Genomic DNA, 25,606 nt, shown 5'->3' with positions numbered 1-25,606 from the left:
CTCCATGCGCGTGCTTGTCCTGAATGCCGACTATCCTCGTTTTCTGTCGTGGCTATACGGCCGCCATCCCGGATTGGAGACGGCCGGCTACGCGGAACAAATGGCCGCGCGTAACGCGAGCCTGTTCGGTGTGGCGGACTTTTATTCACGCAGTTTCGCGGCGCTGGGTCACCCGGCCGCCGACGTTCACGTCAACAATCTTTGGCTGCAATCGGCATGGGCCGGTGAGCATGGCATGACACTCGACACCGGCGCCGATCTCGGCGCGAGCCGAAAGCAGCGATTGCCGGGATGGCTCCAGCGTACCATCGCACCGTTGAAACCGGCCTTGCGGCCGTTGGCCCGACGTCTGGGTTTGAGTCCACGGCTGAGCGAGCAAGCCGAACGGATTCTGCTCGCCCAGATCGAGGAGTTCAAGCCGGACCTCGTCCTCAACCAGGATGTCTTTTATGTAACCACCGACCTGGTGCGGCGCATCAGGGACATGGGCGTGCGGGTCGTCATCGGACAGGTCGGCATCGAGCCCACCAAGGGAGAAGATTGGGGCGCCTACGACCTGATGCTGTCGCAGTTGCCCCGGGTTGTCCGGGCATTTCGAGCCGCCGATGTTCGTGCAGAGGTCTCTCACCTTGCGTTCGATACGGCCGTCCTGGACGCGCTGCCTGCTCCGCCTCCCCCGGATGTCGACGTCTCGTTTGTTGGTTCGGTATCCGAAGATCACCGGGAGCGGATTGCGCTTCTGGAGTTCATTGCGAAGCGTCATGATCTCAAGCTATGGGGCAATATTTCAAGCTCGCTTCCGGCGACCTCACCGCTCCGGCAATGTTTTCAAGGCGAAGTGTGGGGCTCGGAGATGTACCAGGTTCTCAGGCGGTCGCGGATCAACCTGAACTCGCATATCGACATCGCCGGCGATGAAGCAGGAAACATGCGGTTGTTCGAAGCCACCGGCGTCGGCGCTTTTCTTCTGACGGACTTCAAACAGAACTTGCATACTCTTTTTGAACCGGATCGAGACGTTGTTGCCTGGCGGTCCCCCAAGGACTGTTCGGCAGCGATCGGGCGTTATCTCAGAGACGACAAATCGCGCGCGGCGATCGCCGCAAACGGACAGAAGCGGACGTTGGCAGATCACACATTTCGCAGTCGCGTGCAGGATATTTTGCAGCTTGTTCAGTAGGCGCGGCGAACTTCGAAAAACCCGGCGTTACCCTTGACGATTCCGGGGAAAATGGCCAAAGTTGCCGCGAAATAGCGCTAAGGCGTTGTAATACAATCCGAATTCTGGAAAAGCCCTGATGGAACACGTCGAACATGTCCGATTCGGCGACCAGCTCTACGCGATCATCGTGCGCGCTTCGTTTCGCGAGTCGGGCATCCACTTCTTCTCGACACCGGAATTGTCGCAGCAACTCGCCTTCATGAGCCATCCTCAGGGCAAGAGCATCGCGCCGCATCGTCACAACAAGGTGACGCGCGAGGTGCACTACACGCAGGAGGTTCTCTTCATCCAGAAGGGAAAACTTCAAGTCGACTTCTACACGGTGGGCGAAGAATACCTCGAGAGCCGCTTGCTCGGTTCTGGCGACGTCATCCTGCTCTGCAGCGGCGCGCACGGGTTTCGCGTCATCGAGCCGGTCGAAATGCTCGAGATCAAGCAAGGCCCCTACTCCGGCGAGAACGACAAGACGAGATTTGAGGAGGCAGCCGCCTCGGAGATACGGATCAAGGGTCCAGGCCTGTGACCTCATTCATTCCCGTCAACACGCCCCTGCTGGATGGAAACGAGGCCGAATATCTCGACGAATGCGTCCGCACCGGCTGGATTTCCTCCGAGGGCCCATTCATCAAGCGCTTCGAAACGGAGATGGCGCGGGTCGCGGGACGGCGCCACGGCGTTGCCGTGACCAATGGTTCTGTCGCGCTCGACATTGCCGTCCACGCTCTCGGACTCGAGCCGGGCGCTGAAGTCATCATTCCGACTTTCACGATCATCAGTTGCGCCGCTGCCGTGGTCCGAGCCGGCCTCGTCCCGGTGGGGGTGGATTGCGATCCTGGCACCTGGAACATGACCGTCGAGGGCGTGGAAGCTGCTATCACACCGCGCACGCGCGCGATCATGCTGGTCCACATCTATGGCCTGCCTGTCGATCTCGATCCGATCCTGACGCTGGCCCGCAAGCACGACCTGAAGATCGTCGAGGACGCTGCGGAGATGCACGGCCAGACCTATCGCGGCGCGCCCTGCGGCAGCTTCGGCGATGTCTCGACCTTCAGTTTCTATCCCAACAAGCACGTCACGACCGGCGAAGGGGGCATGATCCTCACCGACGACGACGCGCTGTCCCATCGCCTGCAAAGCCTTCGCAATCTCTGCTTCCAGCCGCAACAGCGCTTCGTTCATGAAGAGCTGGGATGGAATGCGCGCATGACCAATTTGCAGGCCGCGCTCGGGGTCGCACAGATCGAGCAGCTGCCGCGCACTGTCGAGCTCAAGCGCAAGCTGGGCAGACTGTACGACGAGCACCTCGAGGGCGTAGCCGGCATCCGCCGTCCCGTTGCCCGCACCAACTACGCCGACAACATCTACTGGGTCTATGCGATCGTCCTCGACGACGACGTCCCGTTCGATGCCAAGGAGGCAATGCGGCGCCTGGCCGAGAAGGGCATCGGCACGCGGCCGTTCTTCTGGTGCATGCACGAGCAGCCGGTGCTGCGCCGGATGGGATACATGCTGGACGAGGCCCACCCACACGCCGAGCGCATCGCCCGCCGGGGCTTCTATCTGCCGAGCGGCCTTGCATTGACCGAAGCGGAGATAGCCCGCTCGGCGCAGGCCCTGAAGGAGATTCTGGCGTGACGGTCTTCGCGGAATACGCGCCCTGGTACGACCTGCTGTACGAAGACAAGAGCTACGCTTCGGAGGTGGATTTCGTGGAGAGGCGCCTGCGCGACCACGGCATTGCATCCGGCAGGGTGCTCGACCTCGGCTGCGGCACCGGGCTGCATGCGATCGAATTCGCACGGCGCGGCTGGAGCGTGGCCGGCATCGATCTCAGCCATGAAATGATCGCACGCGCCAAGTCCAGGGCCGAGCAGGCGGGGCATGACATTCCCTTCCGCCAAGGCGACGCCTGCGACGCCGGACCGGAGCAGGGCTTCGACGCGGTAGTGTCGCTGTTCCATGTGGCGAGCTACCAGAACGACCGCGAAAGGCTCGAGCAATTGTTCAGGACCGCTCACGCGGCACTGAAGCCGGGCGGCATATTCTTCTTCGACTATTGGTACGGCGGAGCCGTGCTCGCACAGGGCGTCGAGACCCGCGTCAAGGAGATCGAACGCCATCCGCTGCGGCTGACCCGGATCGCGCAATCCGAGCACGACGAACTCAACGCGACGGTCTTCGTGAACTACACCCTCTTCTGCGAGGACATCGATCGCGCCACGATCCTGCGCGTCGACGAAACACACCGCATGCGCTACTGGTTTCCGTTCGAGATCGAAGCCTCGCTCCAGGCCAGCGGATTCCAACCCGACGGGAGTTACGCCTGGCTGTCGCAGGCCGCGCCGAACTCTAAGACCTGGGCGGCCTACTCGATCGCCAGAAAGAGACCCTCGCCGTGAGACCGTTGCGACTGGCCGTGATGCTGGAGCAAGCCCTTGAGGTCGGCGGGGGATTTCAGCAACCGCTGAACGATGTGCTCTGGCTTCGCGACTGGGCGACGAAGTCCGGCAACGAAGTCGTAGTGTACTCACCTTATCCGCAGACCCAGCGCATCCTGAAGGAGTTCGGCATCGAGGCACGGCTGCTGAAGTTCAGCGTCCTCGATCATGCCTTCCTGTTTCTCAAATATTGCGGTCCATTCGATCTCGTGCAGATCGGATTGAAACTGAAGTCCCCATTCGAACGCGCCCTGGTCCGAGACGGGATCGACGTCGTGCATTTCACCTCGACGTCGAAGCGGCACCTTCTGCTCTATCAGCTTCCCTTCGTCATCACGATCTTCGACGGCTGCCATCGCGATGCGCCGGAATTTCCGGAAGTGCGCACGTTCGGCGAGTTCGAGCGGCGCGAGATCCTGTTCGGACTCGGAAGCAAGAAGGCGATTCTGGTGGTGGTCAATGCGCCCGAACTGGTCGAGGATCTGTCCCGGCGCTACGCCGTAGAGAGATCGCGCATGGTGCAGATCCCGTTCTCGCCTTCGATCTATGTTGCCTCATCGGCCGACGACTCCAAAGCCAGCGACGAAGCCGTCCTGGGAAAATACCGCCTGGAGCGGGACTACCTGTTCTATCCGGCGCAGTTCTGGCTTCACAAGAACCACGTCACACTTCTGGCCGCGCTGGCCAGGCTGCGTGACCAGGGCCGGATCGAGCGGCTGGTACTGTGCGGATCGGACCGCGGCGAACGCGACAAGATCGAAGCTTCGATCGCGGACTATGGCCTTGCAGACCAGGTCTCGATCCTCGGCTTCGTGGAATCCTCCGAACTCGGCGCCCTGTATCGCGGCGCCGCCGCGCTGGTCATGCCCAGCTACTTCGGCCCAACCAACCTGCCACCGCTGGAGGCCTGGGCAGTCGGAACGCCCGTCATCTATCCCCAAGCGTTCAAAACACAAGCCGGCGACGCCGCCATCCTGTTCGACTATGACGATCCGGCTTCGCTCGCCGACGCAATCCTCAACCTTCGGACCGAGGGGACCCGCGAGCGTCTGCGCGAAGCTGGTGAACAGCGATTGCAGCAGCTAGCCAGGGAGACGGAGCTCGGCCGGGATCAATTCGCCGCACAGATGGCACGGCTGAAGCATCGCCTCGCGCTCATTCCTCGTTGAGCGTCTTCAATGTGGAATATTCTGAATTAGCCTGTTGCGTAACGCGCGGCTCGTCAGTGGCGAGGCAATCAGCGCGATGCCGGCGAGCCAAATGCAGCATTGCAGCACCAGATGGACGAAGCCGGTTCCGGGCACGATGTAGCGCGCCGCCGCCCCCATCGCCAATCCCGCCCCGACAACCGCCAGCATCATTCCGAATAGAAGCGCGGCGTGTCGGAGCGGGCTCTTGAGGGTCTGCACGAGTAACACCGAGAACAGGATGCCGAGCTGAGCCAGAATGTCTCCCGACGTCAGGCTGATGGCGGCGCCCAGTGGACCGAGAGCCGGGATCAGGAACAAGGCAAGCCCGAAGAAGATCGCGATCTGCAGCGACTTGGTCCAGAGCAGCAGCGTGCCCCTGTTGCTGTAGCTTGCGTAGCTCATGGCGAAGGTCGCCGGCGTGACCAGGCAAGTTCCGCCAATCAGCACGATTGCAAGCGTGGCGTCGTATGGAATGTTGCCCGTGGTCCAAAGCTCGAAGAATTCTCGCCAGAAGGACAACAGCCCACCTGTGATCAGGCTGACCGTGAAGGTCACCACGAACAGGCCCTTGGCATACAGGGCGCGCAGGCTGTCGCGCGCACCCACGGCATGATCGTGCCCAAGCTCGGCCGCGATCGGCAGAGAGAACTGATAGCACAGGCCACGCAGGAAATTCGAAACAGTTCTCGTGAGAACCCATTGGGCGATCGCGGCCCGATCGGACACCAAAGCGCCGACGAGCAGGACGGACAGGTAGGACATTCCGACTTCGGCAAAATTCATGATCCCGAAAGGAAACGCACCGGCGAATTGAGCCTTCGTCCATGCCCACGAAACGCGCCGTGGATACCTGCTGAGGAAAGGAAAGTGCAGCTTCAGGTCCGAAAACAGGATGAATGCGGAGACGCCGACCTGACCGAGGACGAAGGCCAGAGCCATCATTAGAAGATCGCCCGTCAGAAACACCGCAATCACCTGCGCGATCTGGCCGAGCCCTGTTCCCCACGCCTGCACGGCGACGACGCGGCCATACAAGCCACGGGCTCGGAACAGCGAACTGGCAAGGTTGACTGGCAGCGTGGTGGCGAGGCCAAGCGTCACGATTGCGAACGCCAGGTCGAACTTCGGCTCATTGCGAAATCCGAGGACATCAGCAGGATTTACTAGCATCAGCAGAATGCCGATGAGGCAGACGAGGCCCGCGACGACGCCGATGAAAAGCAGGAGGATGCCGGCGAAGTAGCTGCGGGTCCGGCGATCGCAATCCCCCCGTGACTTGAACGAGAGAAAGCGGTTCAAGCTCCACGCATGAAGACCGGGATCGGCGGCCTGCACCAGGCTCCCGGCGGCAAAGATCGTGAGCCACGCCGACAGCGTCTCATGCCCCAAATACCGCAAAAAGAACGGAATGAGAACAATCTGCTGCGTCAGCGCTAGCAGAACGATCATCGAATTCGCCGACCATCCCCCCAGGATGCGGCGCCCGCGGTCTGAGCCGGACTCGGTCACGTCAGACACGGGCGAAGTGGTTCGATCCGCCGGAAACGGCACATCTGGCCAATCACTGTCCCGCTCCGAATATGCCGCTGTTCCATCGCCAACTAAGCCTTAGTATTCCGCTCGTCCGTGCACAAGCGACGAGATACCTGGTTCCGGCTTGGACGCCGGTACGGAATTGGCTAGTGACATCCGTGCCATAGAGAGGGCTGAACGTTGTCGAACATCGTTGCGCGAGCGGGCCATCGGGACATAACGCCGCGCGACCGCCCGGTCCGGCTTGCGGGTTATCCGGGCAGGACCAATCCCTGCTCCGACATTCTCGACCCTATCGAAGTCGGAGCGGTGCTGTTCGAGGACCCAGGCCGCCGGATCCTCCTTCTCTCCTTCGACCTGCTGCAGGTCGGCTCCGAGCTGCAAGACCTCATCGTCAGCAAGCTCGAGAAGCGCGGCTTCGTCCGTGACGAGATCGTTCTGCAGGCCTCCCACACGCACAGCGCTCCCGCGACGGACAAAGCGTGCGCGCCACTGGGAATCCCGGACGAGCGATTCGTTGCCGAGCTTGCCGATGCCGTGGACGATCTCATAGGGCAACTTCAGGGGCAAGAGCCCGTGCCAGTCGTGTTCGAAATCTCCGAGGGAAGGCTCCGGCATTCGATCAACCGCCGGCGTTACTGGCCGTTTCCGACCATCGGCAGGATGCACGGTTTCAACCTTACCAGCATTGCCTTCTCGCCGAATCCAAAGGGTCCGAAGAACGAACTTGCGACAGTCCTCCTCGTGCGGGACACTAGGGACGATCGGCCCATTGCAATGGTCTGGCACTACACCTGCCACCCGACGGCTGTTGTCCCGACCGACGCGATCAGCGCCGACTTTCCCGGCAAGGTTCGCGAACGGCTTCGCCGCAGGCTCGGCGCCATTCCGTGCCTGTTCCTGACGGGATTCTGCGGGAACATCAGGCCACATATCGTGCCGTCACCGCGGCCTGTTGCCTTGCGCGAACGATTCCAGCGATTGGTGCGAATTGTATTCTTCGGAAATCTCTTTCCGTCCGTGTCGCTGGAGGATTGGCGTCGCTGGAGCGACAGCCTCGCGAGCGAGCTGGACGCGATCGCGCAGCAGTCTGCGACGAGAAAGTTCAGTCCGAGGGAGTTACGAATCGGTTCGGCCAGCGTTCCGCTGAGCAGGTTCTTTCGAGGCACTGCGCCACCCAAGCCCCTCTGCGTCCAAGTGATCGGCTTCGATGATGCGCTCGAGATCGTCGCCATCTCAGCTGAACCGTCGGTTGAATGGGAAGCCGCGATCGGGGAAGCCGTGCCCAAACCGCCGGAATGTATCCGCCTTTACGCGGGTTATCTGGGATCGCTTTGCGGATATCTCCCAACCAAGGCGCAAATTCCCGAGGGTGGCTATGAAGTGGAAGGCTTTCAGTCGCTGTTCGGATTTGCCGGCCAATTCGATGCCGGCCAGATCGGCCCCGCAGTGTTGTCCTGCGTGCGGCGGGCATTCCAAGCAGCCCGCATCGGTCTTCACCGCGCCGAGTAGGCTGTTTCCAACGATCGAAACCGGCTTCTAGATGGGAACAAATTCGCGCGAAGCCCCTTCGCTCTCGATCAGTTCGACAACGACGAACTCTTTGGTGAGAAAAAACTGCACTGGGGCGCCTGCGAAAGCTATCGCGGGCTTCGCCGTGCCGGTCGGCGTTGCGCCTTGCGCGCGGAAATATTGTGCGGCATCCGCCAAATTCCTGACCCGGTAGGCGACCTGATTGATCACGCCCCTGCCCGACGCCGCGATCTTTGCGACCGGAGAATTGTCTCCAAGCGGCGCGATGAGCTCGAAGATTACACCGCTCGCGTCGCGCAGGAACTGGACCGAGACGCCGAGCATCTGGTCGTCATAGATTTGCGTGGCCGAGACGATCGGCAGCAGGGAGCAGACATTTCCGAACCCGGATTTGAGATCCCGCACGACCATGCCGAGATGGTCGAAGGTCAATTCGGGGCGGGCGGAAGACGCCATCAGTTCGGTCTTGCAATGATGCAGGCAGAGATCGTCAGCTTGTGCTTCCGCGCCTGCTCCATCGTGTGGTTTGTCATCGGAAAGAATTCCGCGCGTTCAATCTCGAAGCCTGCCGCGCGGACCGCGTCGACGGCATCCTCCGGCGAGCGCAACAGATAGAGATGATCCGGCGCGGGGCTGTTGATCGGGACATTTACGAACAGCCGACCTGCCGGCTTGAGCAGCGATCGCAACTTGACCAGGGCCCCCTTCGGATCTTCGAGATGCTCGAGAACCTCTGAGAAGGTGAGGCAATCGAATTTCGCGCTGTCGTCGGGAACCGCGTATAGATCCTGCAGGACAAGCTCGGGCTTCTTGCCCGACATGCCCATGATCGTCAGCGCATCCCAGGTCTGGCCGATGCTCGCCTTGCTGACATCCCAGCCCTTCACACTGCCCGATCTCTCGTCCTTGAGAGCCTGATAGAGCAGCAGTCCGTGCCCCGGACCGATTTCCAGATAGTCGTAGCCGGCAGGCGCCTGCTTCAGGAACACATTGCGATAGAACTGATAGCACGCCGTATGGTTCGACCAGTAAATCTGGGTCAGCAGCAGGCCATCCATGTACCTGCCCATATATTCGGTGTTGCCGTAGACCAGGCGATTGGCTTCCTCGAAGGTCGTGAGCCGGTATCGTCCGTGGCGCCGGAAGAAGATCTCCTCCTCCCGAACGATCTTGCAGATGAAGTCGTAGCCGTCGCAGATTTCGCCGAGTCGCGGACCCGCGATCTGCCGAATCTGGCTGGCGAGCTCCTCGAGCGTCGCGAAATCTTCCGCAGAAGCGCGCGAGAACCGCGACTCCAGGAATGCGCGATGCGCAGGCGTTCTCTCATACTGGGTCCGCATCAGCGCAGCGAGCTGCGGAAAACGCTGTTCGTCGATCAGACTTGACGCCGCCGTGCTCAAAATCCGTCTCCTTCAGTGCGCGCCAACGGCATCGCGAATGCGGATGGGCGGCTTCTTGTCCCGATAAGCGTCCACGGAGAGCTCCCATGCGGTCTCCCCGCCGGGACGCTCGCCAGTCAATTCGAATCCCAAATTGCGATAGTGATCCGCGACCATCATGTTCTTCTTGGTCGGGATGTAGACGCCGCGCACGAAGCCTTTACCCAGATCCCGCGCACGCGCGACGAGCCAATCCAGTGTCGCCTCCGGAACGCCGCGTCCGAGGACGCGGCACGACATCAACCACGTGTCGATCTCGATCGCATCTGCACCGATGTCCGCGATGACGACACCAATCATGCCGTTGTCGCCAAAGACGTCACTGAGCCGCATCTGCAAGGTGATGCGGCGCGGATCGGCCTCGGCCGCCGCAACATCGGCTTCCGAATAGCGCCTTGTCGTCAGGTTGAACTGGTTGGACTTTGCGATCAATTGCGCAATCCGCTTCCGCCCGATCGCGTCGAACGGATTCACGAGCAATTCCATGTCGAGCGACTGGAGATAGTCCTCCTGTCGGGCGAACGATTTCAGCTGGGCCGCGCGCCTGGCGTCCGCCCGGTAATACGACGCCCGGTCACGATCCTCCACGGTGAACCCTGTCGTCTCGAAGTAACAAGCCGATTGAAAGACCGGAATCCACTCCGTCACATCCTTGGGGAGCTCCGGCACGGCGACCTGAGGCAGGGCAAAGCGAATTTGCGCTCGCTCCGCGGGATTGTCGTCCAGGAAGACGAAGCTGTCGAGGCCGAGACTGAGAATGTCCGACAGCGCCTGCAGGTTGGCTGCCTTGTCGGTCCAGTTGATCTGGAAGACGGCGATGTCCTCCTCGGCGAGGACCATCTCCGGGTGCGTGCGAAACGCATCCAGGGCGACGCTCTCCTCGTTCTTGGAGGAAACGCAGAGCACGATGCCGCGGTCGCGCAATTCCTTCGCCATGGCCTGAAGCGCGCAATGGGCTTCCCCGACAGGACTGCCGGGGCCGAGCAGCAAATTCTCCTTGCCGTCATCGCCGACGATCCCACCCCACATGGTGTTGTCCAGATCGAGCACGAGGACCCGGCGCGACTTGCCGAACTTCAGAGCGACCAGCCTGACCAGATGCTCCGCATATAGCGGCGCATTCTCCGGCGCGAATGGATACTTGGCCAGCGCCCAGTGCCGCGCGGAGTTCCAATTGTCCTGGCCGATCCTTTCGGACAGCATCGCAACGTCCAGCAGGAGGTCGCCGCTGGATCTGACGAAATCGGAGAGTCCTGCATTGACCCGGCCGACGAGGTCCGCGTGCGACCCGGGTATCAGCCGATCGACATGCAGCCTGACATGGCCAGGATCCAAAGTTAAGGTCTGAAAGACAACCGGCTTCTTGAACGACGACCGGACGCTCTCACGGATTGCACGGAGGCGATCCACCGCCCGGCTTGCAATGGCAGCCGCGGCCTCGGCATTCCCGGCCGCAGGCCGAAGGCCGAAGGCATGCACGTCCATCGCAAGGACCACGATGTCAGGATTGAAGGAGACGATGCTGTCATAATCGCGCACCAGCAAGACCTCGGGATCTTCGTATTCCGAGATCATGACATCGACACGCATACCGTGCCGGAGCCCGGTTCCGATCAGCGTTTCCTTCAGATGCCGCGCCGTCGAGTTCGAGAGCAGCAACACACGAACCGCCTGCAGACCGGTGGGCTGGCCATCTGGCAACTGAATTCCGGCCAAGCGTGTCGCGAGGCGGCGGAGGCCGCCTGCATCCCATTCACATTGCGCCAGGCGAACCAGATCAGCGATGTTGCTTCCGCCGAGGCTGCGGCTGAGCTCGATGTCGCTTGTCGTGGGCTGCGGCAGCCACCTCATCATCGGCTTGGTCACGACAGGCTCGCTCGTACTTAGAAAAACTGACCAGCGTCAGGCTGCGATCATCGAGATCAGATCGGCTACCGAGCGAATGCTCTCGATCTGCGCAGCTTCGAACTCGCGATCGAACTCTCTTTCGACCGCAGCGACGATACGAATCGTCGCAAGGCTATCCCATCCGTCCACGTCGTCGGGCGTCGATTGCGGCGAAATCTGCAAATTCGGGAGATCGAGTTCCTCCCGGAAAATTGCCTGCAATCGGCTGATGACGTCTGCGTGCTTATCCACTGATCAAGCCCTTCGCGGTTGAGAAACGCCTTCATATACTCCGGCCGACGCCGCTTCAACCGAAGTTTTCTCTTCTGATTTCAAGGCGATACGTTAGGCCATCAGGCGCCTATACCAAGGCATCCTGTACATGTTGATACCACGCCGGCCGAGGGAAACGCCTGTCATGATCGCGTCGCGCGCCGGAATTGACCACATCCACAAGTTCGATAGGCGAAATTCGATGTATTGATCGCGGGGATAATGCCGGCCGAGCCACGCGGCGTCGAAGGCCCCGTTACGGTTGAGATAGGTATGCGTCCCCTCATCGCCCTCGCGCGTACGCCACCGATACGTCGTGGACCCGTGAAAAATCGCGGCAAAGTCCGGATTCTCGTGGCGAAGGATGCTTTCGACGGCATGCAATGGTGTCAGGGTCGCCAGAAACCTCCCCACTCCCAGCCCGACACATAGAGCATCGGCCTCCATCAGTCTCTGATAGGGAGATTCGGGATCCCACGGGGTCTCCGTCAGCTGGTGGTCCTTGACGAGGAACTCCGCACGAGGCCCCAATGCAATGACGGAGGACGAGTTGTGAATGCTGCGCTTGACGCCACGGTAGCGCCTGAACGTTTCAGCGATCAGCCCGGTGGACACAGGTTCTCTGTGGATTTCCAGAATCTTGCACTCGTCGACTTTCAAGGGAATGGCGGACATCACCAAGGTTCCTTCGGGACCGATCAGGTCGAGAAGCAAATCGATGACGGACGACGGTTTTCCCGGAAAGTTGTAAAACTCGTTCCAGGAAGACTGGACCCAGACTGTCGCGCCGGCCTTGACCCCCAATTTCTCGAAGGCCGATCGCAATTGCGGAGCCGAGATCGGCTCCTTGAACATCCTTTTTTCGAAGGCAAGCCGGCGAAGCCGGACGTAAGAGCGCAGATCCGCGCGGCCCAGCAGGCGCCGAAGAGCGGAGATCGCGAATTGTCGAATTGAGGCTGACATCTCGTTGCGGTAGCAGCTCTTTGGGTCCTGGCACGCGGATCGTGAGGTATCAGGCCGCCCGGACGATGTCGACATCATCCTGATATTCCAGATTATATCAAATTACAGGCCATCATCGCCCTTCCGGCGCGGGGGGCCGGCGTTCTGCCGTTTGATTCGAATTTCACGTTGCAGTAGCAGACTGGTACGCGGGATGCAGAACAGCTAGAAGCTCCAGGTCCACTATCCCGCATGCTTGAGGCTCTGTCTTCTCATGCAGCCCCTTCGCCAAGGAAGACGATTGTGAAGACAATCAGCGTCATCACGCCCTGCTACAACGAAGAGCTGAATGTCAGGGATTGCTATGAGGCGATCCGAAAGATCTTCGACGATGATCTGAAGGGTTATCAGCGCGAGCACATCTTCTGTGACAACGCCTCCGACGACCGCACCGTCGAGATTTTGCGCGAGATCGCCGCGAGCGATCCCTCGGTCAAGGTCATCGTCAACGCACGCAACTTCGGACCGCTGCGCAATACCTATAACGGGGTGATGGCGAGCAGGGGCGACGCCGTTCTCCTGTTCATGCCGGCCGACCTTCAGGATCCGCCCGAACTCCTTCCCCAGTTCGTCAAGCTGTGGGAAGCCGGCAACGAGATCGTTTACGGCATCCGCGCCCTGCGGGAAGAAGGCCGTCTGATGCGCGGGCTCCGCAACGCCTACTATCGCTTGCTCACCAGATTTTCCGAACTCAAAGTGCCTCCGGGCGTCGGCGACTTCCAACTCGTCGACAGGCGCGTCGTCGAGGCCATGCGCCTGGTCCGTGACGCCTATCCGTTCATGCGCATGATGACGTTCGAATGCGGTGGACGCATGGTCGGCGTGCCCTACACATGGCGCGAGCGCAAGAAAGGGTTTTCGAAGAACCGCGCCGGCGCGCTGATCGATCAGGGCATCAACGGGCTCGTGTCCTTCACCACGGCACCGGTTCGCTTCGGCCTGTTCGCGGGCTTTCTGATCTCGGCCGTGAGCATCGCATACGCAATCGTCAATTTCATCATCGGCCTGGTGCTCTATCAGAAGCTTGCCGAGCCAGGCATTCTCACGCTGATCGTCGCAATGTTCTTCTTCGGCGGCGTGCAGTTGTTCTTCATGGGCATGATCGGCGAATACGTGCTCGCGATCTACGGACAGGTGCGCGAGAAGCCCGTGGTGTTCGAGCGCGAGCGCGTCAATTTCGGACCTCCGCCGCCTTCGGGAGCGTAGTGCTCCGGGTTCCGGTTTTTGACGCGTCTTCTCAACGCAAACCGGCACACACGTCGCTCGAACGCGCTCTGGTCGCCTCAGCGCTTCGCCAGCGACTGCTCGATCCGAGCGACGATCGCCTGAACCGACAGGCCGGCGGCATCGAGCAACGCCTCGCGCGAACCTGCGCTCGACGTCTTGCCTCCCTGCTCGGGAATGCCGATCCCTGCAACCGGCGGTCGCTGCGCATCGCCGGCGTACGCACCCGCCACCAGGCTGAACAGACCACCACGCAGGATATGCTCTTCGAGCGTCACGATAAGAGAGGCGTCACGCACGGCGTCGCGGATCGCGGCCTCGTCGAGCGGCTTCAGGCAGGAAACACTCATCACGCCAACTTCCCTGCCGCGCCCGCCAAGCTCGCCGGCCGCCTCCAGCGCGCGCGAGGCGATCGGTCCGGACGCGAGGATGACGACCTCCCGTCCCTCACGGAGGACCCGCGGCTTGCGCGGGTCGGTCACGACGGCCCCGAGATTGGGCTCCCCCTGCCGGCTGAGCCGCAGATAGGACGGCTTGCCGCTTCCCGCGATCAGGCGCGTCGCGGCGCGCACCTCCATGGGATCGCAGGGCACGAACACCTCGATGCCCGGCAGCATCGACATGATGCCTGCATCTTCCAGCGCGTGGTGAGTGTAGCCCTGGCTGCCATAGGCGTAGCCGGCCCCCACCGCCACGACCTTGACGTCGGCGCCGTGATAGCAGACGTCGTTGCGAAGCTGCTCGAGGCAGCGCAGCGTCGGGAAGTTGCCGATCGAGTAGATGAAGACCGTCTTGCCCGACAACGCGATTCCAGCGGCCATGCCCGCCATGTTCTGCTCGGCGACGCCGACGTTGATGAAGCGACCGGGGAATTTCGCCGCAAAGGGCTCCAGCACGGAATAGCCGAGATCGCCGCAGAGCAGCCAGATATCGGGGTTTTCGCTCGCGGCCTGCGACAGGCTCTCGATGAATGTGGTCCTCATGCCCCGACCTCGGCCAGCGCCTGCGCGAGCAGTTCATCGGACGGCGAACGGTAATGCCATTCGAGCTTGTTCTCCATGAAGCTCACGCCCTTGCCCTTTACGGTGTGGGCAATCACCACGGTCGGCCGGCCAGATGGAGCCGGCACGGCGCCCAGCGCGCGCTCGAGCGCGATGACATCGTGGCCGTCGATCTCTTCGACATGCCAGCCGAACGCCTTCCATTTGTCGGCGAACGGATCCAGGTTCAGCACCTCGGCAACCGTGCCGAAGCTCTGGATCTTGTTGAAATCGACGATGACGCAAAGATTGGAAAGATTGTGGTGGGGCGCAAACAGGATGCCCTCCCAATTGGAGCCCTCGTCGCATTCACCGTCGCTGAGCAGGCAGAATACGCGGCTGCCGGCACCCGCGGAGCGTGCCGCGAGTGCCATGCCGATCGCGATCGGCAGGCCATGACCGAGTGAGCCGGTCGAGACCTCGACGCCGGGAACCGCATGGCTGACGTGCCCGGTGAAGATCGATCCGTCACGGCAATAGGTGTCGAGTTCGGCCAGCGAAAAGAAACCGCATTCGGCGAGCGTGGCGTACATGATCGCCGTGGCGTGGCCCTTGCTGAGCACGAAGCGGTCGCGGCCCGGACTTTGCGGCTCGGCGGGATCGAGGCGCAGGATTCGCGTGTACAGTACCGCCAGGATGTCCGCCATCGAGAGGCAGCCGCCGATATGCGAGGCCTTGGCGGCATGCACCATGCGCAGTGCCTGCGCGCGGATACGGCGCGCGAACTCTTTCGGCTCAGGAAGGTTTGGTCGTGTCATGCCAGTTTACCGTTTCGCGTAGTCCTTCGTCCAACGACACTTCGGGCTTCCAGCCCAACGCGAGCATGCGCGAAACGTCAGCGGCCAGGATCATAACCTGATCGGGCCGGTAGGCCAACTCGCCGAACCCCAGGGTTGCGCCGGGGTCGACGAGATCACGCAGCTTGGTCACCGTCTCGCGCAGCGGCGGCGCCTCCGGGCTGCCGACGTTGAAGATGCCGCTCGCAGCCGCTTGCGTGATCGCGAGCCGGAAGGCCGCGGCCGCATCGCGCGCGTGCAAAAAACCCCAGCGCTGCTCACAGGCCGTCAGAGCCATATGTTGTCCTGAGCGCAGGTTCCGGATCATGCTCGGGATCAGCCAGTAATCCGCATCCTTCGGACCGTACGTCGAGAAGATCCGCAGCCATGCCGCACGCAGTCCCCGCTCCTCGCACAAGCGCATCGCCATTGATCCGGCCGCGAGCTTGGCCATGCCGTAAAGCGTCGTCGGCCGTGGTAGGTCGTCCTCGCGGATCGCCCTATCATAGGGGCCGTATTCGGCTTGCGATCCGGCACCGACGAAGATCTTGGACCCAGCCTGGGCGGCGAGCTCGACAAGTCCGACTGTATCGGCGACGTTCGCTGCCTGCACCGGGCTGTTGCGGTCGCTGCCAGCAACGCCGCGCCAGGCCATGTGCACGACCGCCTCCGGCGCAAAGGCCCCCAGAGCGCCGTGCAGCCCCTCCAGGTGCTCCAGGGCGCCCGGAATAACGTGCAAGCGGCCATGGGCTTCCCCGAGACGCCAGGAGGCGCTGTCCGGCCGCAACAGGACGGCCACCTCATGCCCCCCCGCCAGCAGGTCTGCAACGAGATAGGAGCCCAGAAAACCGCTCGCGCCGGTGACAAAAACACGCATGGCCCCGGGTAGATCAGCCACCCGGGTCCGTCAATGTCCCGCCTCGGGAACACGCACCGGCCCGGAGACGTATTTCCGCCCCTGCCGGGCCCTATCCGAACTTGATTATCCGGCCCATGCAGCTAAACGGGGGGCCAGAACCGACGTTTGACGACACAGGGGTAGACGCATGAGCGACTTCAGGCTGGCCATGATTTCCGCGGGCTTCGAGCACGGCGGAAACGTCACCCACCGGCACTTCGATGGCCATCCCGACCTGCTCGTCTATCCCTTCGAATCGCAGCTCGGCAATCGCAACTTCAACGACTTCCTCGCCTCCGTCGAGCGCGTTCAGTACCGCTATCCCGAATTTCCTGAAGGGCTGACGGCGGTCGAACTCTACGAGCAGATGATCGACGAGGAGCTGAAGACGTTCCTACGCAAGCGCAACGGCTCCAAGTTCCGCGACGCCGATTGCGTCATGGACGAGAAGAAGCGCGTCGCCGAATTTGCGCGGATCGTCGGTGAGCCGCCGATCTTCCGCCGCCAAGTGGTCGAAGCCTACTTCCGCTCGACCTTCGCGGCCTGGGAGAACTATTACACCAAGCCGCGCCCCGGCATGGTCCACGTCGGCTACTCGCCCGCCATCGGTATCGACGCCGACCGCATGGTGCGCGACTTCCCGAACATCCGCATCCTGCACATCGTCCGCAATCCGTTCTCGGCCTATCGCGACACCAAGCGCCGTCCCTTCCCGCAGCCGCTGTCAAAATACCTGATTACCTGGAACATCTATCACTCGACCGTCGAGATGTTCGCCAAGATGTATCCGGACAACGTGCGCATCTTCCGCTACGAGGACCTCGTAGAGGACAAGCGCAAGTTCATGACGGAAGCCGCCGGCTTCATAGGCGTGCCGTTCGCCGACAGCATGCTCTATCCGAGCTGGAACGGCGTCGAGATCAAGGACTCCATCGCGCCCTGGGGAACCGTGCTCAAGAGCACCAAGGACTACAACCAGGCCGTGATCCAGGAGCTCTCGGCCGAGGAGCGCAAGCAGATCGCGCAGGGCACCGCGGCGCTGGCCCGCCATTTCGGCTACGACCAGATCGACTATCTGGGCCCGCTCTATCGTGCTGGGTAAGATCGGGTTCTTCGAAACCGACGACCGTCCCGACATCGCCGCCGATCGCGCGCGCGTCTTGCCCGCGCTGCGGCAACAGCTGCAATCATCTGGCCGCGCCGTCAGCGTGACGCCGGCGCTCGGCGGCACGCTCGGTGTCTGCTTCGATGCGGAGATTGCGGGCGAGAAGCGGTTTCTGAAGACACATCTTCCAGGCGCAGACGCCCGCGCGAGCCTTGCGAAGGAAGCGGACGTGCTTGTGCGGCTCTATGGTAGTACCATCGTGCTCGACCGCTTCGACGTCCGGCTCGCGGATGGAACGGCTCGGCTCTGCCTGCTGATGCCGGCGCTGCTGCCGCTGGCCGGCCCGATGCAGCCCGCCGAGGCGGCCGCAATCGCGGGCGAATGCAGCGAACGCCTCGGCGATTGGCGGCCGGACCATCTTCCGTCGTTCCAACTCTATTTGGCCTCCGCCGCTCGCGCGCTGGAGACGCTTTCGGATCGCAACTTGATCGAGCAGGCCACCGCGGCTGAAACGCGCGGGCTCATCGCACGGCTCGAAGAACGCTTCCCAAAGCTGCCCGCAGCGCTCTGCCACGGCGATTTTGGGCCGAAGAACATCATGCTTGCGGGCACCGAGCTACGCGTCATCGACTGGGAGGACGCGTTCGACGGCATCGCCGGCTACGACTATCTGTACTGGCTGACCTTCATGGAAAACCGGGCGTTCCTGCCAACGGCGGCCTTTGGCCGGACCGGTCTGGCGCCGGATATAGAGCGTGCCATCCTCGCGCTCGTCGTCCTGCTCAAATCCTACCTGGCGGTGCGCTCGGGTGCGTATCTGAAGCACGCGGTACCCCCGCAGGCACGCATCGCCGAGATTCTGGAACTATCGCGCTGATCACGCTGCCTGGGTGGCGCCGACGACCTGGTCGAGTTGATCTAGCGAGAATTTGCGCAGGTCCCGGCCATCGCGCAGGGCCTTGTACCAGTCGACCGTGAGCCGCAGGCCCTGTGCCAGATCGAGCCGCGGCGTCCAGCCGAGTTCGTTGCGCGCCTTCCCGCAGTCGAGCCTGAGATAGGCGGCTTCGTGGGGATGCGGGCCGGCATCGGCGGTCCAGCGCGCGCCGTCCCCCCACAGCGCGATCAGACGATCGACCACGGTCCCGACCGGCACTTCGCTCGCGGCATCGGGCCCGAAATTCCAGCCTCCGGTGAAACGTTCATCGCCCGCCAGCCGCTCGACCAGCTCGAGATAACCGAGCACCGGGTCGAGCGCGTGCTGCCAGGGCCGCACCGAATTGGGATTGCGGATGCGCAGCGCCTCGCCCGCCAGGAACGCCTGCATCGCGTCCGGCACCAGGCGGTCGCGCGCGAAATCGCCGCCGCCGAAAACGTTGCCGGCGCGCGCGCTAGCGACGCGGGCTGCTCCCTTCTGGTTGAAGAAGCTGTGGCGATAGGAATGCGTCACGAGCTCGGCGCAGGCCTTGCTGTTGCTGTAGGGATCGTCGCCGCCGAGACGGTCGCCTTCGCGAAAGGCCGTCCCTGTGCCATTGTTTTCGTAGCACTTGTCGCTGGTGACATTCAGGATCACCTGCACGCAAGCCAGCGGCCGGGCCGCTTCCAGCACATGTACCGTGCCCATGACGTTGGTTGCGAAGGTCTCGACCGGCTCCTCATAGGACGGGCGCACCAGCGCTTGCGCCGCCATGTGGATGACGATGTCGGGCTCGGCCTCCGCCATCGCGGCGCGCAAGGCGGAGAGATCGCGGATGTCGGCCACGCGATGCTTGATGTCGTCTGCGACACGCGCCGTCACGAACAGCGCAGATTGGTGCGTCGGCGGCAGTGCATAGCCGTAGACGCTGGCCCCGAGGCGCCGCAGCAGAAGCGAGGCCCATGCGCCCTTGAAGCCGGTATGCCCGGTCAGGAAGACCTTCTTGCCGCGCCAGAACGCAGGGTCCGTCACCAGACCCTCCATTTGGCGCGTTTGCCCGCCCATTCGGCCTCGAGGAAGTTGCGATCGCGCAGCGAGTCCATCGGGTGCCAAAAGCCGGGATGCACATAGGCGCGCAGATCGTCGCCGCGCACCAGTTGCTCCATCGGCTCGCGCTCCCAGATCGTCTTGTCGTCCGCGATGAGATCACCGACCGACGGCGACAGCAGGAAGAAGCCGCCATTGATCCAGCCGCCGTCGTCGTTCGGCTTCTCCTCGAAATTGACGACCCGGTCGCCCTCGATCGCCACCGCGCCGAATCGTTTTGCCGGCCGGACCACCGAGACGGTGGCCCTGCGGCCATGCGCCTTGTGGAAGGCGATCTCGGCACCGAGATCGATGTCGGCGACGCCGTCGCCATAGGTCAGCGCGAAGAACGGCTCGTCCGCGACGTAAGGCAGCACCCGCTTCAGCCGGCCGCCGGTCTGCGTTTCCTCGCCGGTGTCAACTAGCGTGACTCGCCAGGGCTCCGCAGTTTCGCGATGTACTTCCATCCGGTTCTCGGCGAGATGGAACGTCACGTCGGACATGTGCAGGAAGTAGTTCGCGAAGTACTCCTTGATCATGTAGCCCTTGTAGCCGAGGCAGATCACGAAATCATTGAAGCCGTAGTGGCTGTAGATCTTCATGATGTGCCACAAGATGGGCCGGCCGCCGATCTCGACCATCGGCTTCGGCCGCGTGCTGGTCTCCTCGGCGATCCGAGTACCCAAGCCTCCTGCGAGGATTACGACTTTCATTGGAATCCTGCCGAAGTCCGAGAAAATTACTTCCAGTTGAGCACTGGTTACTTCAGGGCCTCTAGGCCGTCAATTGGGAAGCCAGGGCGGGTAACGCGCCAGAATCCGCCCTGCTGGCGATTTCCGACGAGTTTGCCTCTGTCGCGGAGTCGACAGTTGACGGTCGACATCGGTATGGTCCGGCTGAAATCGATCCCCGCCGCCACGCACAGACCTGGTCATGCCGAAAAAGCCCTGCACCGCACTAACTCTGTTGTTTGCGAGCGTCCTCGCAGGATTGCTCATTCTGCAGTTCGGCACCTTCATCGACCACGCAACGCCGTCGCTCATCGACGACCACGACATCCTTTATCCGCTGGGCGACAAGTCGACCGCAACCCTACAGGAAATATGGACCGACCTGAAGAACACCGACGAGTATCAGGAACTGGCGACCAAGGGAGCAGCAACCCGGTTTCGTCCTGCCTTCTATGTGTTCAAGTCGATCCAGACCTATCTGTTTGGGAGCAACATTCGCCTTTGGTACATTGCCAATTTCCTGCTGTACCTCAGCACGACGACGCTGATCTTCTCCCTTGTCCTCCGGACTTTTGGCATTCCAAGCGCACTGCTGTTTGCCGCGTTCTATCTCGGCCATAAATCGTGGGCTGACATCTTTCCGAGACTTGGTCCCGTCGAGATCGAATGCATCATGGTCGGAACCCCTCTGATCTGGCTGCTCTGGCGCTGGATCGAAACCGGACGAACCTCCGCCCTTTACCTTGCGATACCGACAGCCCTGCTGTTCGGAGCCATGAAGGAAGCCGACTCGCCTCTAATGATCGCGATCGGGGGGTTGCTGGTGGCTTGCGGCTTCCTGAGCGGCATGAAGCGGATGGTCGCGGCTGGAGCGGCTCTGCTCGTTACCGGCGCGATCGTGTTCGTGGTCATGCTGCTCATCACGGCCGGCGCAGCGAGTTCCGGCATGGTGTCTCCGTGGGGCCCTCTACAGTCGTATTGGCATCATCGAAGGCACGACTCGCTCGCTTGGCTCGTTCTGATTCCGATTCCCGTTCTGGCCGCGGTCACGTACGTTCGCGGGTTCGACCAACTGAAGATCAGCCGGGGCGAGCTAGCAGCTCTCGTGCTCGCATCTGTGTCAGTCGAGATCCTGAGACTGACCCTCTACTACATCAGCCATTCGATGACCTATGACGGGGCTAACGACGCCATCGGCATGCGGTACGGCTACCCGCTGGCCTTGATGCAGGCTCTCGTCGCAGCCATCGTGTTTGGCAGGCTCGCGAAAGCAGGCGACCGGACGATCGCGCCACGAACGGGAGGCATCGCCATCGCCTGCTGCCTCGCGGTCCTCATCATCAACAAGGGCCTGTTCTCGCCCAATGTGCTCAAGAGCCGGGACTGGTGGCTTCAGTTCAATACAGACACGGACAATGCGGTGAGCGAAGCCGCGAGGCTGCTCCTTGAAGCGCGCAAGGCGGACAAGAACCCGGTGCTGATCGCATCGGGCCCCGTCCTGGAATGGGAGCCCAAGCTCTCTCTCATCATGTTCTTGAAGCGAAGGATGCCTGACACGGTTGTGTACTTCGATCCGGGCGAAAAATCCGTGAACCCCGAATACTATGGAAAACTGTCGGTCAAATGGGGCGGCACACCAATGTCACCGGAACTCCGCGCCTCGCTACCCGCGCGAGGTTGCGTGAACGTTCACGTGGACGATCGTGAATATGCAAATCCGGATTGTAAGGTTTTGAACATCACGACGATTGCCAACCGCCCAGCTCCATAGGGCCGTTTCCGTTCTGTTGAAATCGGAAAGAGGCTGCATCACCGATTTCGTACGCGGCTGGACCGATTTGCCTCCTGTGCCTATGCAAGGAAATGCCAGTCGCTTGCCAGAGGGGCAGCCGCTGCCGGACCGGTGGTCCCATCGTGATTGAGATCCTGATGAAAGCGGCTTTCCGCCTGAGCGAGCGTCGAGCTCGTGCCAGAAATCACGCCCGTGTCACTGAGATAGTTGCCGCTGCTATCGGTGTTCCAGATGATGAACTGATTTGACGCGCCAGCCTGCCAAGCAAGCTCGTATCCATTCGCAGTCTGTTCGGCGCCGACCGGAGTCCAGACTCCGAACTGTCCGGCCGTTACGGGGGAGCCAACGTATTTCAGCTCGGGCCCCGAGCCGCCAGCAACGGGATTGAAGTAGAAATTGCTGCCGTTCTGGACGAGGCTCGTGCTGCCCGCCGCTTCGATCGTCTGGACCGAGGTGACAACGCCGATCGTCCCGTCTCCGTTGAGATCCTGATGAAGGCTGCTCTCCGCCTGCTCCAGCGTCGCGCTGGTATCCGAGAGCACGCCTGTGTCGCTGCGATAATTGCCGCTGCTGTCGGTATTCCAGATGATGAACTGATTTGACACGCCAGCCTGCCAGGCAACCATGTATCCGTTCGACGTCTGCTCCGCGCCGACCGGCTTCCAGACGCCGAACTGCCCAGCCACCACTGGCGAACCGCCGTAGCTCAGCTCCTGCCCGGAACCGCCTCCAACAGGGTTCATGAAAAAATTCGAGCCGGTCTGGGTCAGGCTCGTGCTGCCAAACGATTCAATGGCCGCGATCGCTGCGGCGAAACCAACGGTCCCATCCCCGTTGAGATCCTGATGGAAACTACTCTCCGCCTGCTCCAGCGTGGCGCTGGTGCCTGACACCGCTCCGACGTGGTCTCGATAGTTGCCGTTGCTATCGGTGTGCCAGATGATGAACTGATCGGCTCCGGACGTTTTCCATGCAACATCATATCCACTCGCGGTCTGCTCCGCGCCGATCGGCGTCCAACCTCCGAACTGCCCGGCCACGATCGGCGAGCCGCCATAGGTCAGTGCCAAACCAGAGCCACCACCCACGGGCTTCATGTAAAAATTGCTGCCCGACTGGATCAGGCTCGTGCTGCCGGACGATTCGATGGTCAATGCCGCTATGCCGATGGTCCCATCCCCGTTCAGATCTTGATGGAGGCTGCTTTCCGCTTGCTCGAGCGCAACGCTAGCCCCTGACACCACACCGGAATCATTTTGATAGTTTCCATTACCGTCAGTGTGCCAGATGATAAACTGGCTGTTGCCGGACGCTTTCCAAGCAATGTCATAACCGTTCGCGGTCTGCTCCGCGGCAACCGGCGTCCAGACCCCGAACTGCCCGGCCACGACCGGCGTGCCACCGTATTTCAAGCCTACGCCCGCGCCACCGCCCACCGGGGACATATAGAAGTTGCTCCCGCTTTGAAGTAGACTCGTGGTGCCGATCGCCTCGATTGATACAGGCGGATTTGCGAGGAAATTGCTCGAGACGACGCCGTCTGCGAATTGGAAGCTCTCAACACCTGAAACCGTGTCGGCGCCGTCAGGTGAGCCCGTGCGCTGGTCGACTATGGTGAAGGTCTGCGTCGCAGAATTGTAGGAAACGGCGTAGCTTGCCTTATTGCCCGAATACACCGCGATGTCGGTGCCCGATCCACCCGCGATGGTGTCGTTGCCGCCGCCACCGGTGATTGTATCATTGCCGGAGCCGCCATTCAGCACATTGGCAATGGCGTTGCCCAAGATGGTGTCGTTGCCGGATCCACCCATGGCATTATCGATGTAGGAGCGCACGTCGTTGTTATAAAGATAGGCGTTGTAGACGTTGCCCGACGCATAATGGCCGTTGCCGAGATTGGCCAGCTGAACGGAGGAGAACAACGACACTGCACCGGGATTGAGATTGATGCTCAGATTCGTCGTGTAGTTCGACAGGTCGTAGGTGTCGACGCCGCCGCCGTCCCAGACCGTCTCGTAAATGCGGTTGGCGGAGCCGCCGGCGCCGCCGCCCGGCGCCGGCTGCCCCACGCCGTTGATGAACTCCTGCCCCGTCGTCGGGCTCCAGGTGTAGACGGTGGTGCCGCTCTGGGTCGTGAAGTTCGCCCCGTACAGTGTTTGCAGCGCAAGGATATCGTTGGCCATGTAGGTCTGCGGATATCCGTAAGCCTCGTTGGTGTAGCCGGTCGAGGTCGAAGCGCCGACATAGCTGCGATAGCTCATGACGGTGTATTCACTGTCGTCGTGTGCGCTCGGCACCGCGACATTGGCGGGACCGCCCGTCTCCTGGCTGTGCTTGAGGCCGAGAGCGTGGCCGAGTTCGTGCAGCGCGGTCGTGAAATAGTAGTTGCCGAGCTTGGCCAGCGAGTAATTATACTGCGTTCCGAACCATACATCGCCGCCGGCCGCATAGTCGCCGGGGTAATAGGCGTAGGAGGTGGGATTGGCCGACGGCGACTGCGCGATCATGACGTTCGCGCTGCCGGTCCCGTTGTACTGGAAGCTGGCGTTGGTGTAGCCGAGGATCAGTGCGATCGCGTAGTTGATGGCCGACTGCATCTGGCTCGGCGCCGAGGCGAAGCCCGAAGTGGTCGGCTCGTTGTCCCCGCCGCTGTACGGATTGATGTAGTCGCTGGGCGAATCGGGGAAGCTGTAGCTGATCGTGCCGGACCATTTGACGCCTGACAGCAGGCCGTCGATATCGGCGTTGTTGGTGGCACTGACGGAAACTGAAATGGCCAAAGGTCTCTCCGGAACACCGCGTCGCGCACGCGACTCGGGGTGCGCAGACGGATGATTCTAGCTTGAGAGTGATACGTTTGGTTAAATTTGGGCAGCCATACCGGACTATTGGCTCAACGAGCCGTTAGGCGATAAATCCCGTATTCGCACGGACTATCAGCGGTCTCGGTTTGGCTGAATCTGGATTCACGAATAAAATCAAGCCCTCGATCTGCTTGGCATGGCCCTGTACGGGCCTCCTCGTAGTTTTCTCGTTGGCCCTATACGGCGCGCGGGAACACGATGATTTCTGTTTTGCCTACCAGAACGTCCGCGACGGCTTCATACAGACCGTTCTCTCGTTCTCCGACGGCTGCTCGGGGCGCATCGTGCCCCTTCTAATCGTTCAAATTCCCGCTGCAATCACGAGCCGCCGACAGCAGCATTTTGCCGTCATACGCCGCGACGCTCATCGCATTCGCGAGCTTGTTTGTCACGGGATTGGCTTTCGGCATGGCTTGAATGTGCCCGAACGTCCGCGGCCTGGCGTCGCTCGCGCGGATGCTTGGGCTTCCTGCCGCAACTTCCGGAGCAACGCCAAGTCTGCATGATCTTCTCAACTTGTTGCCCTGACTCGCCTGCTAACGTAACAGAGCATCCTTGGAAACCATCCATATTGATCGATCAGCGACAGTGCGCAGTAGTGCCGACCAAGGGGTATAATCGGTCGCCCCGCCATTGCGACAAAGCATGACGAGACGA

22 protein-coding genes are annotated in these 25,606 nt (G+C 61.6%); 10 read left to right on the top strand and 12 right to left on the bottom strand.

Going from position 1 to position 25,606, the window contains the following annotated elements; translation table 11 throughout:
* Positions 1-4 precede the first annotated feature (4 nt).
* The 5 genes from FNV92_RS11420 (at position 5) to FNV92_RS11400 (ending at position 4,832) form a co-directional block, all read left to right on the top strand.
* Positions 5-1,180, top strand: coding sequence for a CgeB family protein (locus FNV92_RS11420; protein WP_143840901.1), 1,176 nt, complete (start codon positions 5-7; stop codon positions 1,178-1,180).
* 118 nt (positions 1,181-1,298) lie between these two features.
* Entirely contained in the window at positions 1,299-1,745 is a 447-nt protein-coding gene (locus FNV92_RS11415; protein WP_143840902.1) for a cupin domain-containing protein, read from the top strand.
* Complete coding sequence (locus tag FNV92_RS11410; protein WP_143840903.1) at positions 1,742-2,860, top strand: DegT/DnrJ/EryC1/StrS family aminotransferase; 1,119 nt, start codon at positions 1,742-1,744, stop codon at positions 2,858-2,860. The genes FNV92_RS11415 and FNV92_RS11410 overlap by 4 nt, the downstream gene beginning before the upstream one ends.
* Positions 2,857-3,624, top strand: coding sequence for a class I SAM-dependent DNA methyltransferase (locus FNV92_RS11405; RefSeq protein WP_143840904.1), 768 nt, complete (start codon positions 2,857-2,859; stop codon positions 3,622-3,624). The genes FNV92_RS11410 and FNV92_RS11405 overlap by 4 nt, the downstream gene beginning before the upstream one ends.
* Positions 3,621-4,832, top strand: a complete 1,212-nt coding sequence (locus FNV92_RS11400) for a glycosyltransferase family 4 protein (RefSeq protein ID WP_143840905.1) — start codon at positions 3,621-3,623, stop codon at positions 4,830-4,832. The genes FNV92_RS11405 and FNV92_RS11400 overlap by 4 nt, the downstream gene beginning before the upstream one ends.
* A 6-nt stretch (positions 4,833-4,838) precedes the next feature.
* On the opposite strand, the gene FNV92_RS11395 is transcribed toward FNV92_RS11400, so the two are convergent.
* Entirely contained in the window at positions 4,839-6,302 is a 1,464-nt protein-coding gene (locus FNV92_RS11395; RefSeq protein ID WP_143840906.1) for an MATE family efflux transporter, read from the bottom strand.
* A gap of 264 nt (positions 6,303-6,566) precedes the next feature.
* Between FNV92_RS11395 and FNV92_RS11390 the strand changes: the two genes are divergently transcribed.
* Positions 6,567-7,898, top strand: a complete 1,332-nt coding sequence (locus tag FNV92_RS11390; protein ID WP_143840907.1) for a hypothetical protein — start codon at positions 6,567-6,569, stop codon at positions 7,896-7,898.
* 27 nt (positions 7,899-7,925) lie between these two features.
* On the opposite strand, the gene FNV92_RS11385 is transcribed toward FNV92_RS11390, so the two are convergent.
* From FNV92_RS11385 to FNV92_RS11365, 5 genes are all read right to left on the bottom strand, one after another.
* Positions 7,926-8,375: a VOC family protein gene (locus tag FNV92_RS11385; RefSeq protein ID WP_143840908.1), complete on the bottom strand. Its 450-nt coding sequence runs from the start codon at positions 8,373-8,375 to the stop codon at positions 7,926-7,928.
* Positions 8,375-9,319 carry a class I SAM-dependent methyltransferase gene (locus FNV92_RS11380; RefSeq protein WP_143840909.1) on the bottom strand — a complete coding sequence of 315 codons (945 nt, stop codon included), beginning with the start codon at positions 9,317-9,319 and terminating at the stop codon, positions 8,375-8,377. The genes FNV92_RS11385 and FNV92_RS11380 overlap by 1 nt, the downstream gene beginning before the upstream one ends.
* A 12-nt stretch (positions 9,320-9,331) precedes the next feature.
* Entirely contained in the window at positions 9,332-11,224 is a 1,893-nt protein-coding gene (locus tag FNV92_RS11375) for an HAD-IIIC family phosphatase (RefSeq protein ID WP_143840910.1), read from the bottom strand.
* A 36-nt stretch (positions 11,225-11,260) separates the two neighbouring features.
* Complete coding sequence (locus FNV92_RS11370) at positions 11,261-11,497, bottom strand: acyl carrier protein (protein ID WP_143840911.1); 237 nt, start codon at positions 11,495-11,497, stop codon at positions 11,261-11,263.
* A 93-nt stretch (positions 11,498-11,590) separates the two neighbouring features.
* The gene (locus tag FNV92_RS11365; RefSeq protein WP_143840912.1) at positions 11,591-12,559 is read right to left on the bottom strand and encodes an AAC(3) family N-acetyltransferase; all 969 of its coding nucleotides are present in this window, start codon (positions 12,557-12,559) and stop codon (positions 11,591-11,593) included.
* 204 nt (positions 12,560-12,763) lie between these two features.
* Here FNV92_RS11365 and FNV92_RS11360 point away from each other — a divergent pair, with 204 nt between their 5' ends.
* The gene (locus FNV92_RS11360; RefSeq protein ID WP_143840913.1) at positions 12,764-13,726 is read left to right on the top strand and encodes a glycosyltransferase family 2 protein; all 963 of its coding nucleotides are present in this window, start codon (positions 12,764-12,766) and stop codon (positions 13,724-13,726) included.
* 77 nt (positions 13,727-13,803) lie between these two features.
* Here FNV92_RS11360 and FNV92_RS11355 read toward each other — a convergent pair whose 3' ends face one another.
* Genes FNV92_RS11355 through FNV92_RS11345 form a run of 3 tightly spaced genes read right to left on the bottom strand, consistent with a single transcriptional unit; the run spans position 13,804 to position 16,437 of the window.
* Positions 13,804-14,727: a transketolase family protein gene (locus FNV92_RS11355; protein WP_143840914.1), complete on the bottom strand. Its 924-nt coding sequence runs from the start codon at positions 14,725-14,727 to the stop codon at positions 13,804-13,806.
* On the bottom strand, positions 14,724-15,542 hold the full coding sequence (locus tag FNV92_RS11350; RefSeq protein ID WP_143840915.1) for a transketolase: 819 nt from the start codon (positions 15,540-15,542) through the stop codon (positions 14,724-14,726). The genes FNV92_RS11355 and FNV92_RS11350 overlap by 4 nt, the downstream gene beginning before the upstream one ends.
* Entirely contained in the window at positions 15,520-16,437 is a 918-nt protein-coding gene (locus FNV92_RS11345; RefSeq protein ID WP_143840916.1) for an NAD-dependent epimerase/dehydratase family protein, read from the bottom strand. Before FNV92_RS11345 ends, FNV92_RS11350 begins: the two co-directional genes overlap by 23 nt.
* Before the next feature lie 169 nt (positions 16,438-16,606).
* On the opposite strand from FNV92_RS11345, the gene FNV92_RS11340 reads away from it, so the two are divergent.
* Together FNV92_RS11340 and FNV92_RS11335 are read left to right on the top strand one after the other, a co-directional pair.
* Positions 16,607-17,560, top strand: coding sequence for a sulfotransferase family protein (locus FNV92_RS11340; protein ID WP_143840917.1), 954 nt, complete (start codon positions 16,607-16,609; stop codon positions 17,558-17,560).
* Positions 17,550-18,440, top strand: a complete 891-nt coding sequence (locus FNV92_RS11335) for a phosphotransferase (protein ID WP_143840918.1) — start codon at positions 17,550-17,552, stop codon at positions 18,438-18,440. Before FNV92_RS11340 ends, FNV92_RS11335 begins: the two co-directional genes overlap by 11 nt.
* Here FNV92_RS11335 and rfbG read toward each other — a convergent pair whose 3' ends face one another.
* Positions 18,441-19,508 (bottom strand): CDP-glucose 4,6-dehydratase, encoded by a 1,068-nt coding sequence (gene rfbG, locus FNV92_RS11330; RefSeq protein WP_143840919.1) that lies wholly within the window; start codon positions 19,506-19,508, stop codon positions 18,441-18,443.
* Positions 19,505-20,275 (bottom strand): glucose-1-phosphate cytidylyltransferase, encoded by a 771-nt coding sequence (rfbF, locus tag FNV92_RS11325; protein WP_041748174.1) that lies wholly within the window; start codon positions 20,273-20,275, stop codon positions 19,505-19,507. Before rfbF ends, rfbG begins: the two co-directional genes overlap by 4 nt.
* 220 nt (positions 20,276-20,495) lie before the next feature.
* Here rfbF and FNV92_RS11320 point away from each other — a divergent pair, with 220 nt between their 5' ends.
* Positions 20,496-22,064, top strand: coding sequence for a hypothetical protein (locus FNV92_RS11320; RefSeq protein WP_143840920.1), 1,569 nt, complete (start codon positions 20,496-20,498; stop codon positions 22,062-22,064).
* 80 nt (positions 22,065-22,144) lie between these two features.
* Here FNV92_RS11320 and FNV92_RS11315 read toward each other — a convergent pair whose 3' ends face one another.
* Complete coding sequence (locus FNV92_RS11315; RefSeq protein WP_143840921.1) at positions 22,145-24,865, bottom strand: M10 family metallopeptidase C-terminal domain-containing protein; 2,721 nt, start codon at positions 24,863-24,865, stop codon at positions 22,145-22,147.
* Positions 24,866-25,606 lie beyond the last annotated feature (741 nt).

Source organism: Bradyrhizobium cosmicum (assembly GCF_007290395.2).
Classification (GTDB): domain Bacteria; phylum Pseudomonadota; class Alphaproteobacteria; order Rhizobiales; family Xanthobacteraceae; genus Bradyrhizobium; species Bradyrhizobium cosmicum.
The sequence above is the reverse complement of the archived record's forward strand: the minus strand, read 5'-3'. Positions and strand labels throughout refer to the sequence as shown.

Excerpts from the sequence above, each read along its gene's own strand:
- FNV92_RS11420 (WP_143840901.1), top strand. The coding sequence starts at position 5 with ATGCGCGTGCTTGTCCTGAATGCCGACTATCCTCGTTTTCTGTCGTGG.
- FNV92_RS11415 (WP_143840902.1), top strand. The coding sequence starts at position 1,299 with ATGGAACACGTCGAACATGTCCGATTCGGCGACCAGCTCTACGCGATC.
- FNV92_RS11395 (WP_143840906.1), bottom strand. The coding sequence starts at position 6,302 with ATGATCGTTCTGCTAGCGCTGACGCAGCAGATTGTTCTCATTCCGTTC.
- FNV92_RS11385 (WP_143840908.1), bottom strand. The coding sequence starts at position 8,375 with ATGGCGTCTTCCGCCCGCCCCGAATTGACCTTCGACCATCTCGGCATG.
- FNV92_RS11365 (WP_143840912.1), bottom strand. The coding sequence starts at position 12,559 with ATGATGTCGACATCGTCCGGGCGGCCTGATACCTCACGATCCGCGTGC.
- FNV92_RS11355 (WP_143840914.1), bottom strand. The coding sequence starts at position 14,727 with ATGAGGACCACATTCATCGAGAGCCTGTCGCAGGCCGCGAGCGAAAAC.
- FNV92_RS11350 (WP_143840915.1), bottom strand. The coding sequence starts at position 15,542 with ATGACACGACCAAACCTTCCTGAGCCGAAAGAGTTCGCGCGCCGTATC.
- FNV92_RS11345 (WP_143840916.1), bottom strand. The coding sequence starts at position 16,437 with ATGCGTGTTTTTGTCACCGGCGCGAGCGGTTTTCTGGGCTCCTATCTC.
- FNV92_RS11340 (WP_143840917.1), top strand. The coding sequence starts at position 16,607 with ATGAGCGACTTCAGGCTGGCCATGATTTCCGCGGGCTTCGAGCACGGC.
- rfbF (WP_041748174.1), bottom strand. The coding sequence starts at position 20,275 with ATGAAAGTCGTAATCCTCGCAGGAGGCTTGGGTACTCGGATCGCCGAG.
- FNV92_RS11320 (WP_143840920.1), top strand. The coding sequence starts at position 20,496 with ATGCCGAAAAAGCCCTGCACCGCACTAACTCTGTTGTTTGCGAGCGTC.